Here is a 15512-nt window from a genome sequence, read left to right on the forward strand (position 1 = left end):
ACGATCAATGGGGCCAGGACCCAACCCACTGTACGTCCGGCGCGAGCTACCTGCCCGGGGTCACCGGCGACGGTCTCCTCGGACCGCCGCCGGTGACCCGTCGGGCGTGGACAGTCGGCTGGTTCGCCACGCCCAGCACCTTGTCGACCCGTGTCAGGACCGGATGGATCGATCAGGAGTACGGAAGCCGCAGCACCGACTGGTTGCCGATGCCCACGGTGCTGGGGTTGTTGCCGATCGCCGACCAGATCTCCACCCGAACCGTGCCGTTGCTCAGTGAGCCCAACGTGCCGGTGGCCGAGGCGAGGCCGGCGCTCTGGGTGTAGTGCTCATAGCCGGGGACCGGGTCGGTGGCGAAGTAGCGCAGCGTCTCCACCCGTTCCCAACTGCCGTTGCCGGTGAGGTCGTAGGAGATCCGCACCTGCACCCCGTTGCCGACCGCTGTCCCGGCGTCCACGAACAGGTCGAACGTGGTCTGCCCGCCGGAGTAGGCGAGGTTGAGGCCGGTCGCGGTGAAGACCTGCGCGTTGGTGGGCGTACCGTCGTGGTTTCCGTTGGCCGCCACGACCGTCGTCGTGGCCGCGCTACCGGCGGCGCCCAACCCACCCCCGGGCAGCAGGTACCGCGTCGGACCGCCCGAGGTCGGGGGTGGCGTCGTGGGCGGCGGGGTAGTCGGCGGTGGCGTCGTGGGCGGTGGGGTCGTCGGTGGGGGAGTCGTCGGCCCCGGCGTCACGCCGCCGGCCGCGTTGCCACCGCTCCAGGTGTACGCCCCGGTGGTGGCCGTCCTGCCGGCCCCCACGGTGAGGCTGGTGCCGTTGGAGAACGTCACCGTGATCGGCGACGCGGTCGGATTCGACGCCACGTAGGTGCGCGCCCCGTTGCGCGAGAACACCGCCGACAGCGGGTGGTTGCCGGTCACCGTCGTGTCGACGGTGCCCAGGGCCGCGAGGTTGCGAATCCAGTGGAAGGTGTGTGCCCGGCTCTCACCCTCTTCCGGGGTGTAGCCGGGGTTGGCACGAAGGTTCGCCAGTGCCGCGTCCGCGTCGCCGAGGGCCTGGAACTGCCAGAGGATGTCCTGCCACACCGTCGGTTGCCCGCCGTTGTTGCGGACCAGCTCGGCGTAGTTGGTCCGCACGTACGCCGGGTTGTTGCCCAGGTAGAGGTGTCCTCCGGTGACCGGCAGCAGGTTGATGCCCTGGATCATCTCCGGCTCGCCACTGAACCAGGTGGCGTACGCGCCGCCGTCACCCCAGACCATGCCGACCGTCGAGTGCCCGAAGGCCGCGGGGAAGTTCTGGTCGCTGGCGTCGAACCAGTACTCCTGGATGGCCGCCGCCTGGGTGGTGTAGAGGAAGACGCCCGCGTCGCGGACGGCGGTGTTACCCGTCACCTGCCCCCACTGGATCAGCGCGTTGGCGAAGTTCATCCCCTCCGACGAGGACTCCTGGTTGTTGCCGGAGCCGAACGAGCCATGCCCGGACGCCCAGTCGTGGCCGGCGTAGATGTCGAAGTCGCGCAGGTACGGGAACTGGGTGTCGCCGCGCCGGTAGTTGTTGGCGTCGCGGATCAGCAGGTCGACCATGCCGCCGTAACGGCTGGTGGAAGCCCACGCCGGGTCGAACTTGGCAAGCGTCGCCGCGGCGGCGATGTAGTAGCCGTAGTGGAAGTGGTGGTCGTTGAGCTCCTGGTCGGAGCCGTACGACGCCGGGTAGCCGATCAGCGTGCCCCAGTTGTTGTCGTAGTAGAAGACCCTGCTGGTCTTGCCACTGGACGCGGTGAACCAGTCGGTGAGCGTGTTACGGATCGCGGTCAGCGCGCTGTCGCGTGTCGTGGTGTCGTTGACCAGGTCGGCGATCTCGGCGATGCGGGCGGCCCGGCCGAGCCCTTTACCGGTCCAGTAGGTGTCGTTGCCGCGCTGGTCCATCGGGTTCGCGCGGACGGCGGCCAGTTGGCTGGTGAGCGTGGCCAGGTCGGTGCCGCTCCCGTCGCCGACGGCCGGCAACTCCGGCAGGACGCCCTGGAACTTCATGGCGGTGCGGAACTGGTTGACGCCGGTGAGCACCCTCATCCGACCACGGGCGGACGGGTAGGTCGGAGTGATCGCGGTGGACCCACTCAGCGACTTCCACTGGTGCGGGTAGAGGCTCACCACGGTCTGCGTGGCGGACCCCTCCCGGGCGGTCGTGGTGAACGCGTACGTGGTGGTCAGGCCGCTGGTCGCCGGGCTGTAGGCGTACGACACCTGGGTGCCGGTCACGTGGGCGTGCGCGTACCGGCCGTAGGTCGCGGCGAGGTCGGCGCGCTCGGCCGTGCTCGACGTCGGTGGCAGGAGGGCCACGGAGAAGTAGCCCCGACCGGCCAGGGTGGACGAGATCCGGCCGCCCGCGACGGTCCAGCTGGCGCCGCTGGGCGCGAAACCGACGTAGTCGTGGCCGTTGACCCGGAAGCCGATGGTGGCCCCGCTGTTGGACCAGACGTCGGGGGTGCCGGCGGTGCCGATCACCGCGTCCCCGCCGGTGCTCTGGAAGTACGCGAAGGGCAGCCCGTGGCCGATGGTCGCGCGCAGGGTCCGGGTGCCGTCGCTCCAGTGTGGGCTGACTGTCCAGTCGGTCCAGCCGTCGACTCTGACCAGGGGCGCGGCGAGCCCGGCCACGCCGACCCGGATGTCCTGCACGTACGGGTAGTGGAATTCGCCGACGCCGGTCGCGGTGCCGCTGATCGCGGCGGTGGAGTTGGCCGAGAAGCCGAGGCCGTCGCTGAAGGTGTCGTACGAGGTCGGGTGGGCGTGCAGGGGCTCGCTGAAGGCGCAGTCGGTGCGCTTCCACAGCAGCGAGGACCACCAGTCGTTGGTGGGTACCGGCCCGGCGGGCGCGTTGGCGGTGACGAACTGCCGGGGGTTGCTGGACATCGCGCCGCATCCGCTGGGGAGCGGGCCGACCGGGGTGGTGGTGTAGCTGCCGGCGCCGACGGGTGCGGCCTCGGCCGAGCGGGTGACGGGGATCGCGAGACCCCCGACGACCAGGGCCAGAGCGGTGGCGATGGCCAGGGCCCAGCGGCGGTGGGGGACGGGAGGTTTCATGGTGCCTCCATCGCGCGCCGGGGAACGGCCCTTGCCGGGTCCGACGCGTTGCGTCTGAATTAGGGGAGAAGGTCGGTCGAGAGAGCGCTCTCACAATCACGGTAATGGAGTACTGAGATCCTCGTCAATGTGTCCTACCCGTTGCGTGCTGATGTCGCTATTTGCCCGCGCCCGCGCTCGTCGCGATGACCGACCCGTCGGAGCCGTCGATGTCGCTGAGGAGCGCCTCGGGCGCGCGCATCCGCCACGCGTCGGTCACCAGCTCACTCAGGCGTTCGACGTCGACCGCCGCCAGGCGCAACAGCACCAGGGGCAGGCCGTCGTAGCCGGGCGCGGTGAAGAACAGTTCGGGCTCGCCGAGCAGGAGAGCCTGCTTCTCGGCCTCGTCGCCGACGAACAGCACCGCGACGTCGAGTCGGATCACCCGTGGCTTCCCCGGGACGCGCTCCGGATAGGACCAGACGAAGCCCTTGTCGGCCACCCGGAAGTCGAAGCCGTCGCTGGCGATCTCGACCGTGTGCGGCAGGGCCAGCGCCAGCCGGCGTACGTCATCGGCGTCAGCCACCGAGCCTCCTCGCACCCCACACCACTCGCATGTGTCGAGATTACGCGGTGGACAGGTCGATGGACGTGGCGCCGATGATGGCCTGCTCGCCGTTCTCCTGCACATAGCCGACGACCGTGGCGCCACGCGGATCGAGATCCGGCGGCACCGCCAGCTCCACCTGTCCCCGCCCGCCGTTCATGCTCACCGATGTGAAGGCGCGTACGACGTTGTCCTGCCGCAGCGTCCGCCCGGCGTTCTCCCCTCGGGCGACCTCGCTGACCAGCCCGCGCTCCACCATCGCCACGTTCAACACCGTGCGGCCCGGCGCATGATCGGCCTGGTAGTCCAACACCATCCGGTGCCCGCCGTCGGCGTCGGAGACGGAGAGTGCGAGCGGCGTGGTCATGGTCGACGTCAGGGCCGACGCGATCGCACCCGCCGCCCGCCGACGATCGGATCCGACGAACTCGACGGTGCCGTTGACGATCATCTGCGGTGTGTACAGGCGCCCGGTGCCGAAGGCGCGGGCGTACGCCTCCTGCCGTGCGGTGTACGCCGCGTCCGCGAACCGGTCGGGCCAGCCCAGGTCGTCCCAGTAGTCGACGTGGAACCCGAGGGCGAAGACGGGCCGGCCCCGCTCCCGGGCGTCGCGCTCGATCTCGGTCAGCACCTCCTCGGCGGGAGGGCAGCTCGAGTAGCCCTGGGAAGTGAACATCTCCACGACGGCGATGCCGCCGTCCGTCGACGGGTCTGTCATGTCGCGCGTCTCCTCCCACGAACCGGTCGGGGCGGCGCTGCTACCGGCCGGGCGCCGCTGCGTTTCCCGCTACGGCCGAGACAATGCGCGTGCTGTCGCCCCCCCGGGCCGGCCTCGACGTGAGCGGTGGCGGGGTGGGTGGTTGGATGGCCTGGTGCAGTTCACCGTGACAGACGTGCCGGAGCGGGAGCGATTCGAGGCGCGCGACGAGGCGGGTGTGGTCGCCGGGTTCGTCACCTACCAGCTGACCGGCACCATCATCGCCTACACCCACACCGAGGTCGATCCGGCGTTCGAGGGCAAGGGCGTCGGGTCGACGCTGGCCCGTGCCGTGATGGACGACGCCCGGGCCAGGAAGCGGACCGTGGTGCCGATCTGCCCGTTCCTCGCCGACTGGCTGGTCAAGCACCCGGAGTACGAGGGCATCGTGGTCCGATCGACCCGCAAGGTGAAATAAGGCCCGAACGCGCTGTTCGGCACCCTCGCGGGCGACCGTTACCGGTCAGTCGCCCGGCAGGAGCTGGGCGGCGAGGGCGCGCGCGGTTGCGGTCAGGGTCGCGATGTCCAGCCCGGTGCGCCCCATGAACACCAGCCCCTGCTGCGCGGCGAGCAGTGCGCGCGCCAACTCGACCGGCTCGATGTCGCGCGACAGGTCACCCTCGTCCTGGGCTCGTACGACACACTCGGCGACCAGCCTTGTCGTCGCCTCGTAGGTGCGTCGCGCCTCGGCGAGAACGTCGGGGTCGCTGGTGGCCAGCTCGGAGGTGCTGTTCGCCATCAGGCAACCGCGCCGGGCGGCGGCTCCGCCCGGGTCGTTCGCCGGAGCCATGACGAACGCCCGCAACGCGTCCCGGGCGCGGGGAGTGGACGCGAGCATCTCCCGCAGGTAGCCGCCGCTGGTGTCCGTGTACTCGCGCAGTGCCCGCAGGAACAGTTGGTGCTTGTCGCCGAAGGCGCCGTAGAGGCTGCCCTTGCCCAGCCCGCTGACCCGCATGAGGTCCTCCAGCGAGGTCGCCGCGTAGCCGGCGTCCCAGAACTGGTCCCGAACCGCGCGGAGCACCTGCTCCTCGTCGAACTGCCGTGGCCTGGCCATGTGACCAGCCTAGCAATTCTTGACCGTACGGTCCACCAAACGTATGGTGGACCGGACGGTCAATAACTCGGTCACGTGGAGGAACACCTCATGGCACACCTTCTTCAGGGCAAGGTCGCCCTCGTCACGGGCGGCTCACGCGGGCTCGGGGCGGCCACGGCCCGTGCCCTGGCCGATGCCGGCGCGGACGTCGCGATCACCTACGTCGGCTCCGCCGACAAGGCCGCCGAGGTCGTCGACGAGCTGGTGGGCCGGGGCGTACGGGCAGTGGCCCTGCAGAACGACCAGGCGGACACCTCGCTGGCACCGCAGTTGATCAACGACGTCGTCACCCAGCTCGGTGGCCTGGACATCCTCATCAACAACGCCGCGATCTCCATCGAGCAGGGCCGGACGGTCGACGACCCGGACGCTGACGTCGCCGCCCTGGACCGGATGCACGCCACCAACTACACCGGAGTCATCGCGATCATCCGCGCTGCGGCGAAGGTGCTGCGCGACAACGGGCGAATCGTCACCATCGGCTCGGGAATCGCCACCCGCGTCGGGGTTCCCGGGCTCGCCGACTACGCCGCGACAAAGGCCGGGTTGGTCGGCTACACCAGGGGCGTCGCCCACGACCTGGCACCACGCGGCATCACCGTCAACATGGTGCAGGCCGGCCTCATGCTGACCGGGATGGAGCCGCCGAACCCGGAGGTGCTCCAGGGCATGGTCTCCAACCTCGCGATCAAGCGGGTCAGCGAGCCGGCCGAGACCGCGGCGGCCATCGCCTTCCTGGCGAGCCCCGCAGCCTCCTACATCACCGGCGCCGTGCTTGACTCCAGCGGCGGCTACACCGCCTGACCCTCGACCAGCCGCGCCGCACCCTTGAGGAGACAAGAACGATGACAGCCGCCACCTTCCGCGCCCTGCACCACGGCCGCGCCGCCGGCGACCCGCTCGTCCTGCCAGGGCCCTGGGACGCCGCCAGCGCTCGGGTGTTTGCCGACGCCGGGTTCCCGGCCCTCGCGACGCCGAGCGCCGGGATCGCCGCCTCCCTCGGTTACGAGGACGGCTCGACCCCGGCCGACGAGATGTTCGCCGCGGTGGCACGGATCGCCCGAGCTGTCTCCGTTCCGGTGTCCGCCGACGTCGAGGGCGGTTACGGCCTCGCCCCCAGCGAATTGGTCGGGCGGCTCCTGGAGGCGGGCGTTGTCGGCTGCAACCTGGAGGACTCGGAGGGGCACGGCACGCTCAAGGACCCGCAGCGGCACGCGGACTGGCTGGCCGAGGTGCGGGCGGAGGCGGGCGACGCTCTCGTCATCAACGCGCGCGTCGACACGTTCCTGGTCGGAACGGGCGACCCGGCCGATGCGGTGCACCGAGCCCGCCTGTACGTGGCCGCCGGCGCCGACTGCGTCTACCCCCTGTTGGCGCCGATCGAGGTGCTGCCGGCGCTGCGGGAGGGCATCGCGGGCCCACTCAACATGGCCGCCGGGCCGAGCAGGGAGTCCGTGGCCGAGTTGGGACGGCGGGGCGCGACCCGCATCACCTTCGGCCCGGAGATGCAGCGGTACGCGTCGGGGGCGATCGGCGACCTCGCGGCGAAGCTCCGGGCCTGACGCCTCGCCTCGGAGCGGACCTGCGACCTGGAGCCCGCCCTCGCGGCGGGGCTCCGGGCCGGACGCCGCGAGGCCGGCGGTCAGGCGTCGGCGCGGGCGGCGAGGGCGTCCACCAACCGGCGGGCCGAGCCGGCCAGGTTCCACCGACCGGCAAGCTCAAGCAGCCGGTCCGGATCGACCGGGGCGGTCGGCAGCGCGGTGGACAGCTCCGGCAGTGGCACGTCCAGGGCGACCCGGACCACCGTCGGCGCGACGCCCAGGTAGTCGCGGGCCGCGGCGAGCTTGGTGCGCAGACCCGGTGCGAAGGACGAGTCGGAGTCGTCGAGCGCGGCCAGGATGCCGGCGATGCTGCCGTACCGCTCGATGAGCCGGGCGGCGGTCTTCTCGCCCACGCCCGCGACCCCGGGCAGCCCGTCGCTGGGGTCGCCGCGCAGGGCGGCGAAGTCGGCGTACCGGTCGGCCGGCACGCCGTAGCGGGCCCGCACCGCGGCGTCGTCGCAGTCGTCGAGCTTGGCGACGCCCCGCCCGACGTAGAGCAGCCGGACCGGCCGGGCGTCGTCGATGAGCTGGAACAGGTCCCGGTCGCCGGAGACCACCTCGACCGGGCCCGGCTGGGTCACCGAGAGCGTGCCGAGCACGTCGTCCGCCTCGTAACCGGTCGCGCCGACAGCGGTGATGCCGACCGCGGCCAGCACCTCCAGGATCATCGGCACCTGCGGGGAGAGCGTGTCCGGAACGACCTCGCCGCCCTGCGGGGCAACCCGGTGCGCCTTGTACGACGGCAGCAGGTCGACCCGCCAGGCGGGACGCCAGTCGTAGTCCAGCGCGCAGACCATCCGGTCGGCGCCGCGTACCCGGATGAGGGTGGCGAGCATGTCGAGGAAACCGCGCACCGCGTTGACCGGGGTGCCGTCCTCGGCCCGGGCGGCGGACTCCGGGATGCCGAAGAAGGCCCGGAAGTAGAGGCTGGCTGCGTCGATCAGCAGGATCGGGGGTCGGTGTGCCACGCCGGACAGCCTGGCACAAGCCTCCGACGATCAGGGGTACGCCCGGCCGTCGGCGGTGTCAGCGCTGCTCGTCGCGTCGGTAGACGGTCTCCCGCCGAGCCAGGTGCTGCACGACGTAACTGGTCACCAGCAGCAGGATCGCGACCAGCACCTCGACCCAGGCCGCGACCCCGTCGGCCACCGTGAGGCCGATGATCAGCAGGACCAGGCCGACGAGCGCGAGGACCCCGGCCCACAGTTGGAAGCGACGGCGTGCCGCCCCCCGGTTCGTGTCGTTCGCTGCCACGTCGGACCTCCCGGTCGGGGAGCCCGCGCGGTCCCCCGACCCAGGCTATGACCCCCGGTGCCGTTCGACCAGCGAACCGGCGGCGGCGTGGTTACCGACCTCCCACGGTGACCGGTGGTGCGGCTGGGCGCGTCGGGTCGTCCCGGTCGTGGTCGGTGAGGTCGCGCAGGTGCCGGACGGGGGAGAGCAGCAGCACCAGCGGCGCGCACACCAGGGTCGCCGCGAAGACGAACAGGGTGGCGCGGGCGCCGAGTGGGCCGGCCAGCGCGCCCGCGACCAGCCCGCCGACGGGGATCGCGCCCCAGGAGACGAACCGCACGGTGGCCATCACCCGGGAGAGCAGGTCGGGTGGGCTGGCGATCTGCCGGTAGGTCCGGGTGGTCACGCTGAGCACCACCGTCCCGAGGGAGAAGATGATGCTGCCGGCGGCGAAGGCGGCGTACGCCAGCCGGCCGGTGCCCCAGGGGAGCAGGAACGCACCGGCGACCGTGGTGAATCCGGCGGCGATCAGGGCGCGGGCGGTGCCGATCCGTGCGGTGATCCGCGTGGTGAGCGCCGCCCCGACCAACGCGCCGACCCCCTCGACGGCCAGCAGCACCCCGACCAGGCCGGCCGGGGCGTGCAGCTCGCGGACCAGGTAGAGCGGGAAGAGCGCGAGCTGCGCGCCGCAGACGAAGTTCATCGCCGTCGCGGCCCACATGCTCGGGCCCGTCACCGGGTGGTGCACGACGAAGCGCCAGCCTTCGCGAATCAGCTCGCCGACCGGCGGCCAGCGCTCCGGCACGTCGACCCGGCTGGCGGGCAGCGTGCGCAGCAGGGCCGCCGAGACGAGGTAGCTGGCCGAGTCGACGAGCAGGGTGGGCACCGCGCCGAGCGCCTGCACGGCGAGCCCACCGAGCGAGGGGCCGCTGAGCTGGGTGGCGGCGTGGGTTGCCGAGGTGAGGCTGTTGCGCGACTGCAGCTGCTCGCGGTCCACGATGCTCGGCAGGAAGGTCGAGTTGGCCACGTCGAAGAGCACGTTGGCGAAGCTGACTACGAGCGCGGTGACCACCAGGTGGGCGACGGTGAGGTGGCCCCACCACCAGGCCAGCGGAATGGACGCGACGGCGACCGCGCGGGCCAGGTCGGCACCGACCTGGGCGCCGCGCAGCGGCAGGCGCTGCACGATGACGCCAGCGGGCAGCCCGATCACGATCCAGGCGACGTAGCTGGCCGCGGCGATCACGCCCATCTGGAACGCGGAGGCGTCGAGGACGGTGAGCGCGGTCAGCGGCAGGGCCACCGAGCCGACCGCCGACCCGACCAGGCTGGTCGTGCCGGCGGTCCACCAGCGCCAGAACACACCGGCTCGATCTTCGACGCGCATGTCGTCGGTCCCCCGTTCGCTCGTACCAGTGCGTTCCAATCTGGAACGGACTATAGTCGAGCCCGGACCGAACGGAGGTGGCGGGTGCGGCGAGAGGATCTTGCTGATGCGGACTGCGGTATCGCGCAGGCGCTCGGCGTGCTGGGGGACTGGTGGACGTTCCTCATCGTGCGGGACGTCGCCGGTGGGACGACCCGCTTCGACGCGATGCAGCGCGAGCTGGGTGTCAGCCGGCGAGCGCTGACCGAACGCCTCGCCGCGCTGGTCGAGCACGGTGTGCTGGAGCGCCGGCCGTACTCCCGACACCCGCCGCGCTTCGACTATCTGCTGACCGCCAAGGGTGAGGGGCTACTGCCGGTGCTGATCGCGTTGCAGGACTGGGGAACGAGACATCTGATGGGCGATGGTGAGCTGACCGCTACCGCCGACGCCGACTCGGCCGAGGCGCGTCGGGTGCACGACCTGATCGGGCGGCGACTGCCCGAGATCGTCCTGCCCGGGCCGGACGGGCAACCGGTCGCGCTGACCGACGGCGGCGCGTGGAGCGTCCTCTACCTCTTCCCCGGGGCGTACGCGCCCGGGACGCAGGGTTACCCGCCGGGCTGGGCCGACATTCCCGGCGCCCGTGGCTGCACCCTGGAGTCGACCACCTACGCCGACCGGTACGCGGACTTCCAGACGTCCGGGGCGCGGGTGTGGGGGGTCAGCACCCAGCGGCCGGACCAGCTCGGCGAGTTCGCCGCGTACGCCGAGCTGCCGTTCCCCCTCCTGTCCGATCAGGACGGCCGGCTCGCCGCCGGGCTGCTGCTGCCCACCTTCCGGGCCGGTGGGATCACCCGGTTCAAGCGGCTGACGCTGCTGGTCGACCCCACGACGGTGGTGCGCGCCGTGCAGTTCCCGGTCACCGACCCGGCGGGCTCGGTGGACGAGATGCTCACCCTGGTCCGCGAGCACCAGTTGTAAGCCCCCCGCTTGGGTAACTGGATGGGCGTCCGATTCCTGGCCCGGTGCCACACCGGGCGGTCCCGCCGCGCCCCCGAGGCGGGCCTCAGTCGGCCGCCGCGTGCCGCAGTGCGGCGAGCAATCCGTTGAGCGCCGGCTGGCCCAGCGAGGTCTGCCGCACCGCCGCCTGGATCGCCCGAACGGGTTCCGGGTTGCGGATCTTGCGCGTCACGACGGCGGGGTGCCGGTTGGTCAGCCCCAACTCCGGAATCAGACTGACGCCGAGGCCGGCGGCGACAAAGCCCTGCGCGGTGGCGTAATCCTCGCTCCGCGCCACCACGTTCGGTTGGAACCCGGCCGCAGCGCAGCCGTCGAGGATGACATCGAGGCAGGGGCCGGGCCACTCGCTGCCGACCCACGGCTCATCGGCCAGATCGATCAGGTCGATGACCCGCTTCGAGGCGAGTCGGTGCCCCTTGGGTAGGACGGCGCGATAGGGGTCGTCGAGCAGGTGGACCAGGTGGACGCCCTCGGGTGGCCGGTCCGGGGACCTGACCACGATGGCCAGGTCGATCCGGCCCTGCGTCACCTCCGGCAGCGGGTCCTCGGGGTCGGTCATCCTGAGGTCGACCCGCACGCCCGGGTACGCCTGCCGGAGCCGGGCGAGCGCGGGCGCCATCAGGGTGGCTCCCGAAGTGGCGAAGTAGCCGATCGCCAGCCGCCCGGTACGCCCGGCCCGCAGATCGGCCAGCGCCGTCTCCGCCTCGGCCAGTTGCTTGCCGATGATGGCCGCGTGCTCGGTGAGCAGTCGTCCGGCAGCCGTCGGCCGTACGCCCCGGCCGACGCGCTCCAACAGCGCGATCCCGGCCTCCTTCTCGAGCGCCGCCACCTGCTGGCTGATGGCGGACGGGGTGTACCCGAGATCCGCCGCCGCTGCGGTCACCGAGCCCGTGGCAACCACCGCGCGGAGGACCTGCATGCGGCGTACGTCAATCATGTAGCTGAGCTTAACGGCCTCTGAAGAATCTTTCACTTGTCCTGTCGAGTCCACTCCGGCAGCGTTCATGTCGATTCGACCGGGAGGCAAGAAGTGAGCATTGGCGGACGTGGCGCGTTGCGACGGATGGTCGTACTCGCGCTGCTGTGGGGATCCGGCTTTCTCTGGATCAAGCTGGCCCTGAACAACGGTCTGACCCCGCTCCAGATCACCTTCGCGCGGTCCGCGCTCGGCGCGGCGGTCCTGCTGGGCCTGGCCTGGTCCGCACGCCAGCGACTGCCCCGGGACCGGACGACCTGGTGCCACCTCGTCGTGGCCGCCTTCTTCTGCAACGCCCTGCCGTTCTTCCTCTTCAGCCTCGGCGAGAAGACCGTCGACTCCGGGCTGGCCGGCGTGCTGAACGCGACCACGCCGCTGTGGTCGCTGCTGATCGGCATCGGAGTCGGGGCGGAGCGCGGCCTCGGCCCGGTCCGCCTGGGCGGGTTGCTGCTCGGCTTCGCCGGTACCTTGCTGATCTTCGCCCCCTGGCATGCGGCCGGGCTGCTGAGCTGGGGCACCCTCGCCCTGCTCGGCGCGGCGGCGAGCTACGCCGTCGCCTTCGCCTACATGGCCCGCACGCTCACCGGGAGGGGCACCGCCCCGATCGCCCTCGCCGCGGCCCAGCTTCTCACCGCCACCGCGCTGAGCGCGCTGGCCTTGCCAGCCGGCGGGATGGCACTGCCGGAGCTCAATCCGAGGGGCGTGATCGCGGTCGTCCTCCTCGGCATCCTCAGCACCGGATTCACCTTCTACCTCAGTTACCGGCTGATCGCGGACGAGGGGGCGACCAGCGCCGCCACCGTCGGGTACCTGCTGCCGGTCGTCTCGGTGGCGCTGGGGGCGATCGTGCTCGGTGAGCAAATCGGTCTGCGCGTCATCGCGGGGATGGTCGTCGTGTTCGTCGGTGTCGCGATGACCCGGCGACAGCAGCCGCCGCCATCGGTCAGCAAGGACACCGCGACTCCCGGCACCCATGCCGCCGCCACCAGCAACGCCACTGCCGGATGACGGCGGTGCCGCGAACCCCACCACCGGATGAACGGATCATGCGACCCAACTCCCCGTGGCGGAACTCCGACTTCCGCGCCCTGTTCACCGCAACCAGCCTCAGCCAACTCGGCACCAACGTCGGTTACATCGCCGTCCCGCTCATCGCCGTGTCTGCCCTCGACGCCCGTCCCGGCCAGGTCGGGGCACTCGCCACCCTGAGCACCGCCGCCTTCCTCCTCATTGGTCTTCCCGCCGGGGCCTGGGTGGACCGGATGCGCCATCGGCGCCTACTGATCACCGCGGACCTGGCCCGAGCCGCGCTGTTCGCCCTCATCCCGCTGGCCTGGTGGTGGGACGCCCTCACGCTCTGGCAGTTGTATCTGGTCGTCCTGTTGAACGGTTGCGCCACCGTCTTCAGCGATGTCGGCGCGCAGAGCGTGCTGCCGCGAGTCGTCGGCCGTGACGGCCTGGTCCAGGCGAACGCCGCCGTGGTGAGCCTGATAGCGGTCGGCAACATAGCCGGGCGGGGCGCTGGCGGGGCGCTGGTCCAGTTACTCGGCGCGCCCGTGGCGGTGGCGTGCGCGGCCGGGGGTTACCTGGCGTCGGCCCTTCGGCTCACCGCCATTCGCCGCACCCCGGCGCCGGCCGTGACGGGGCAGCCCACCCGGCTGAGCACACAGATCGCCGAAGGGCTGCAGCACGTCTTCAACAACCCGGAACTACGGGCCCTCGCGCTCACCGCAACCCTGTCCAACCTCGGCTCGCAGATCATCAACACCATGCTTCCGGTGCTGTTCATCCGGGAACTCGGCCTCCCGGCCGGCGCGCTGGGCCTGTTCTGGGCGGTGGGCGGGGCCGGCCTGCTGCTGGGATCCCGCTGCGCTCGCCCCATCGCGGGACGGCTCGGCTACGGTCGCGCACTCGGTCTCGTCGGCCTGTTCCTGGCGCCCGCCGGACTACTCGTACCGCTCATCGACCGTGGCCCCTGGTTATGCCTCGCCGGGACCGGATGGCTGCTTGCACTGTTCAAGACGGGCATGGACAACGTACTCGGCGTCAGCCTGCGACAGCGGATGACAGCGGACGCCCTCCTCGGCCGGATGAACGCCACGTTCCGCTTCCTGCTCACCGGCGCACTCGCGATCGGCGCCGCCGTGGCCGGACTGATCGGCGAGTTGGCCGGCGCGCACGCCACCCTCTGGGTAGGTGGTGTCGTGCTGACGCTGGCCTTCCTGCCCGTGTTTCTCTCGCCCCTTCGCACCCGCCGCGACCTGCCGGAATGGCCAGCGGGCAAGGACGACGACGGGGCCGAACAGCGAACCGGCTCCCTGGCGCTGGCCGGGCAAGGAAGGGCTCCTCGTTGACGTGGCGTCAACAAGGAGCCCTTCCTTGTTCCTTACCTCAGGCTGGGAGCGTCCAGCGCTGGTTGGCGCCGGCGAAGCAGTCCCAGATCTGCAGCCGGGTGCCGTCGGCGGAGCTGTTGCCGGTGGCGTCCAGGCACTTGTTCGACTGCGGGTTGCGCAGCGTGCCGTTGGACTGCGCCTGCCAGACCTGCGCGCCACTGCCGTTGCAGTCCCAGAGCTGGACCTTCGCGCCGTTGGCGGTGGAGCCGCTGGCGATGTCGGCGCACTTGCCGAGGGCCCGCAGGGTGCTGTCGCTGGCCACGGTCCAGGTCTGCGCGTTGGTGCCGTTGCAGGCGTAGAGCTGGACGGCGGCGCCGTTGGCGGTGCTCGCCGCGGCCACGTCGACGCACTTGCCGCCGATCCCGGTGATCGGGCCGGTACGACCGGTCGGCGGCGGGGTGGTGCCGCCCATGATGGTGTCGTACATGGCGCTGACCAGTGAGGTCGAGCCGGAGGTGTCCTGCGACAGCTCCCAGTTCATCACGCCGCCGGCGTTGGCGAGCGCCCACTGCGTCTTGCGCTTGACCGTCGGAATGCCGTTGTAGCACTGCTGCGCGCCGCCGGCGGTGGTGCAGTCCCGGTTGGCGTTGGCCGGGTCCAGCGCGACCAGCGCCGAGTAGGTGTAGTAGCCGGGGCGGCTGTAGAACGGGATGCCGAGCACGGCCTTGCTGGCCGGCAGGCCACGCGCCTTCCACAGGTTGATGCTGTTGATCGACCAGTCGTAGTTGGCGTGCGGACTGCCACCGTCGTACGCCATGATGTTGAGCCAGTCGACCTGGCCGAACACGGCCGTCTGTACGCCCTGGACGCTGCCGCCCTCGGAGACGACGGCGGCGGTGAGCAGCTTGCCGCGACTGTGCATCGCACTGCCGAGCTGGGTCATGAGCGCGGTGTAGTTGTTGGCCGAGGCGCCCGGGTCGGGGTATTCCCAGTCCATGTCGACGCCGTCGAGGTTGTACTGGTTGACGAAGTTGACCAGGTTGTTGACGAAGTTGGTCCGACTGCCGGAGTTGGCCGCCAGGGCCTCGAAGGCCGAGTCGTTGCCGTCGTTCCAGCCGCCGACGGCGATCGACACCTTGACGTTGCTGGCGTGCGCGCGGGAGACCAGCGAGGAGAGTTTGCTCGGGTTCTCCACCGCGCGCAGGCTGCCGTCGTTGTTGGGCAGCACGAACGCGTAGTTGATGTGGGTGAGCTTGTTGTACTGGATGGTGTTGACGTCGCCGGCCCAGGAGGGCATGTAGCCGACGCTCTTGAAGTTGTTCGGCAGCACCACGGCCTGCGCGGCGGTGGACGTGACGGTGAGGGTGGCGCCGGCGGTGGCCAGCGCGAGCAGGCCGGCGGCGAGGGCGCGGCGCAGTGGTGAGGACATCGGGGGCCTTCCCGTGGGCGGGGGACGACACCC

At 71.2% G+C, this 15512-nt stretch carries 15 protein-coding genes; 6 read left to right on the forward strand and 9 right to left on the reverse strand.

Annotated features, from left to right (window positions below):
- Positions 1-172: 172 nt before the first annotated feature.
- From HNR20_RS30315 to HNR20_RS30325, 3 genes are all read right to left on the reverse strand, one after another.
- The gene (locus HNR20_RS30315) at positions 173-3079 is read right to left on the reverse strand and encodes a glycosyl hydrolase (protein ID WP_184187006.1); all 2907 of its coding nucleotides are present in this window, start codon (positions 3077-3079) and stop codon (positions 173-175) included.
- A 157-nt stretch (positions 3080-3236) separates the two neighbouring features.
- Positions 3237-3644: an MmcQ/YjbR family DNA-binding protein gene (locus HNR20_RS30320; RefSeq protein WP_184187009.1), complete on the reverse strand. Its 408-nt coding sequence runs from the start codon at positions 3642-3644 to the stop codon at positions 3237-3239.
- A gap of 40 nt (positions 3645-3684) precedes the next feature.
- On the reverse strand, positions 3685-4383 hold the full coding sequence (locus HNR20_RS30325) for a DUF1223 domain-containing protein (protein ID WP_184187012.1): 699 nt from the start codon (positions 4381-4383) through the stop codon (positions 3685-3687).
- A gap of 154 nt (positions 4384-4537) precedes the next feature.
- Between HNR20_RS30325 and HNR20_RS30330 the strand changes: the two genes are divergently transcribed.
- A complete protein-coding gene (locus HNR20_RS30330) occupies positions 4538-4840 on the forward strand; it encodes a GNAT family N-acetyltransferase (RefSeq protein ID WP_184187014.1) in 303 nt (100 codons plus the stop codon).
- A 45-nt stretch (positions 4841-4885) separates the two neighbouring features.
- Here the strand turns inward: HNR20_RS30330 and HNR20_RS30335 are convergent, their stop codons facing one another.
- Positions 4886-5476, reverse strand: coding sequence for a TetR/AcrR family transcriptional regulator (locus tag HNR20_RS30335; protein ID WP_184187017.1), 591 nt, complete (start codon positions 5474-5476; stop codon positions 4886-4888).
- Between the two features lie 90 nt (positions 5477-5566).
- Between HNR20_RS30335 and HNR20_RS30340 the strand changes: the two genes are divergently transcribed.
- Complete coding sequence (locus tag HNR20_RS30340; protein WP_184187020.1) at positions 5567-6322, forward strand: SDR family NAD(P)-dependent oxidoreductase; 756 nt, start codon at positions 5567-5569, stop codon at positions 6320-6322.
- A gap of 41 nt (positions 6323-6363) precedes the next feature.
- Positions 6364-7080, forward strand: coding sequence for an isocitrate lyase/PEP mutase family protein (locus HNR20_RS30345; protein WP_184187023.1), 717 nt, complete (start codon positions 6364-6366; stop codon positions 7078-7080).
- A gap of 80 nt (positions 7081-7160) precedes the next feature.
- On the opposite strand, the gene HNR20_RS30350 is transcribed toward HNR20_RS30345, so the two are convergent.
- The 3 genes from HNR20_RS30350 to HNR20_RS30360 form a co-directional block, all read right to left on the reverse strand.
- Positions 7161-8087, reverse strand: coding sequence for a 5'-3' exonuclease (locus tag HNR20_RS30350; RefSeq protein ID WP_184187025.1), 927 nt, complete (start codon positions 8085-8087; stop codon positions 7161-7163).
- A 58-nt stretch (positions 8088-8145) separates the two neighbouring features.
- Complete coding sequence (locus tag HNR20_RS30355) at positions 8146-8373, reverse strand: hypothetical protein (RefSeq protein WP_184187029.1); 228 nt, start codon at positions 8371-8373, stop codon at positions 8146-8148.
- A 91-nt stretch (positions 8374-8464) separates the two neighbouring features.
- The gene (locus tag HNR20_RS30360; RefSeq protein WP_184187032.1) at positions 8465-9739 is read right to left on the reverse strand and encodes an MFS transporter; all 1275 of its coding nucleotides are present in this window, start codon (positions 9737-9739) and stop codon (positions 8465-8467) included.
- A gap of 84 nt (positions 9740-9823) precedes the next feature.
- On the opposite strand from HNR20_RS30360, the gene HNR20_RS30365 reads away from it, so the two are divergent.
- Positions 9824-10702, forward strand: coding sequence for a winged helix-turn-helix transcriptional regulator (locus HNR20_RS30365; protein WP_184187034.1), 879 nt, complete (start codon positions 9824-9826; stop codon positions 10700-10702).
- Between the two features lie 85 nt (positions 10703-10787).
- Here the strand turns inward: HNR20_RS30365 and HNR20_RS30370 are convergent, their stop codons facing one another.
- Positions 10788-11678: a LysR family transcriptional regulator gene (locus HNR20_RS30370; RefSeq protein WP_184187037.1), complete on the reverse strand. Its 891-nt coding sequence runs from the start codon at positions 11676-11678 to the stop codon at positions 10788-10790.
- Positions 11679-11771: 93 nt separating this feature from the next.
- Between HNR20_RS30370 and HNR20_RS30375 the strand changes: the two genes are divergently transcribed.
- Together HNR20_RS30375 and HNR20_RS30380 are read left to right on the forward strand one after the other, a co-directional pair.
- Positions 11772-12725 carry a DMT family transporter gene (locus HNR20_RS30375; protein ID WP_229687428.1) on the forward strand — a complete coding sequence of 318 codons (954 nt, stop codon included), beginning with the start codon at positions 11772-11774 and terminating at the stop codon, positions 12723-12725.
- A gap of 38 nt (positions 12726-12763) precedes the next feature.
- Positions 12764-14071, forward strand: coding sequence for an MFS transporter (locus HNR20_RS30380; RefSeq protein ID WP_184187040.1), 1308 nt, complete (start codon positions 12764-12766; stop codon positions 14069-14071).
- Between the two features lie 37 nt (positions 14072-14108).
- Here the strand turns inward: HNR20_RS30380 and HNR20_RS30385 are convergent, their stop codons facing one another.
- Complete coding sequence (locus tag HNR20_RS30385; RefSeq protein ID WP_184187043.1) at positions 14109-15479, reverse strand: glycosyl hydrolase family 18 protein; 1371 nt, start codon at positions 15477-15479, stop codon at positions 14109-14111.
- Between the last annotated feature and the right edge of the window lie 33 nt (positions 15480-15512).

The organism is Micromonospora parathelypteridis, assembly GCF_014201145.1.
Taxonomy (GTDB): Bacteria; Actinomycetota; Actinomycetes; order Mycobacteriales; family Micromonosporaceae; genus Micromonospora; species Micromonospora parathelypteridis.

What these genes read in the sequence shown, in the direction of transcription:
- HNR20_RS30385 (WP_184187043.1), bottom strand. Translation starts at nt 15,479, where the DNA reads ATGTCCTCACCACTGCGCCGCGCCCTCGCCGCCGGCCTGCTCGCGCTG.
- HNR20_RS30340 (WP_184187020.1), top strand. Translation starts at nt 5,567, where the DNA reads ATGGCACACCTTCTTCAGGGCAAGGTCGCCCTCGTCACGGGCGGCTCA.
- HNR20_RS30360 (WP_184187032.1), bottom strand. Translation starts at nt 9,739, where the DNA reads ATGCGCGTCGAAGATCGAGCCGGTGTGTTCTGGCGCTGGTGGACCGCC.
- HNR20_RS30345 (WP_184187023.1), top strand. Translation starts at nt 6,364, where the DNA reads ATGACAGCCGCCACCTTCCGCGCCCTGCACCACGGCCGCGCCGCCGGC.
- HNR20_RS30370 (WP_184187037.1), bottom strand. Translation starts at nt 11,678, where the DNA reads ATGATTGACGTACGCCGCATGCAGGTCCTCCGCGCGGTGGTTGCCACG.
- HNR20_RS30315 (WP_184187006.1), bottom strand. Translation starts at nt 3,079, where the DNA reads ATGAAACCTCCCGTCCCCCACCGCCGCTGGGCCCTGGCCATCGCCACC.
- HNR20_RS30380 (WP_184187040.1), top strand. Translation starts at nt 12,764, where the DNA reads ATGCGACCCAACTCCCCGTGGCGGAACTCCGACTTCCGCGCCCTGTTC.
- HNR20_RS30335 (WP_184187017.1), bottom strand. Translation starts at nt 5,476, where the DNA reads ATGGCCAGGCCACGGCAGTTCGACGAGGAGCAGGTGCTCCGCGCGGTT.
- HNR20_RS30325 (WP_184187012.1), bottom strand. Translation starts at nt 4,383, where the DNA reads ATGACAGACCCGTCGACGGACGGCGGCATCGCCGTCGTGGAGATGTTC.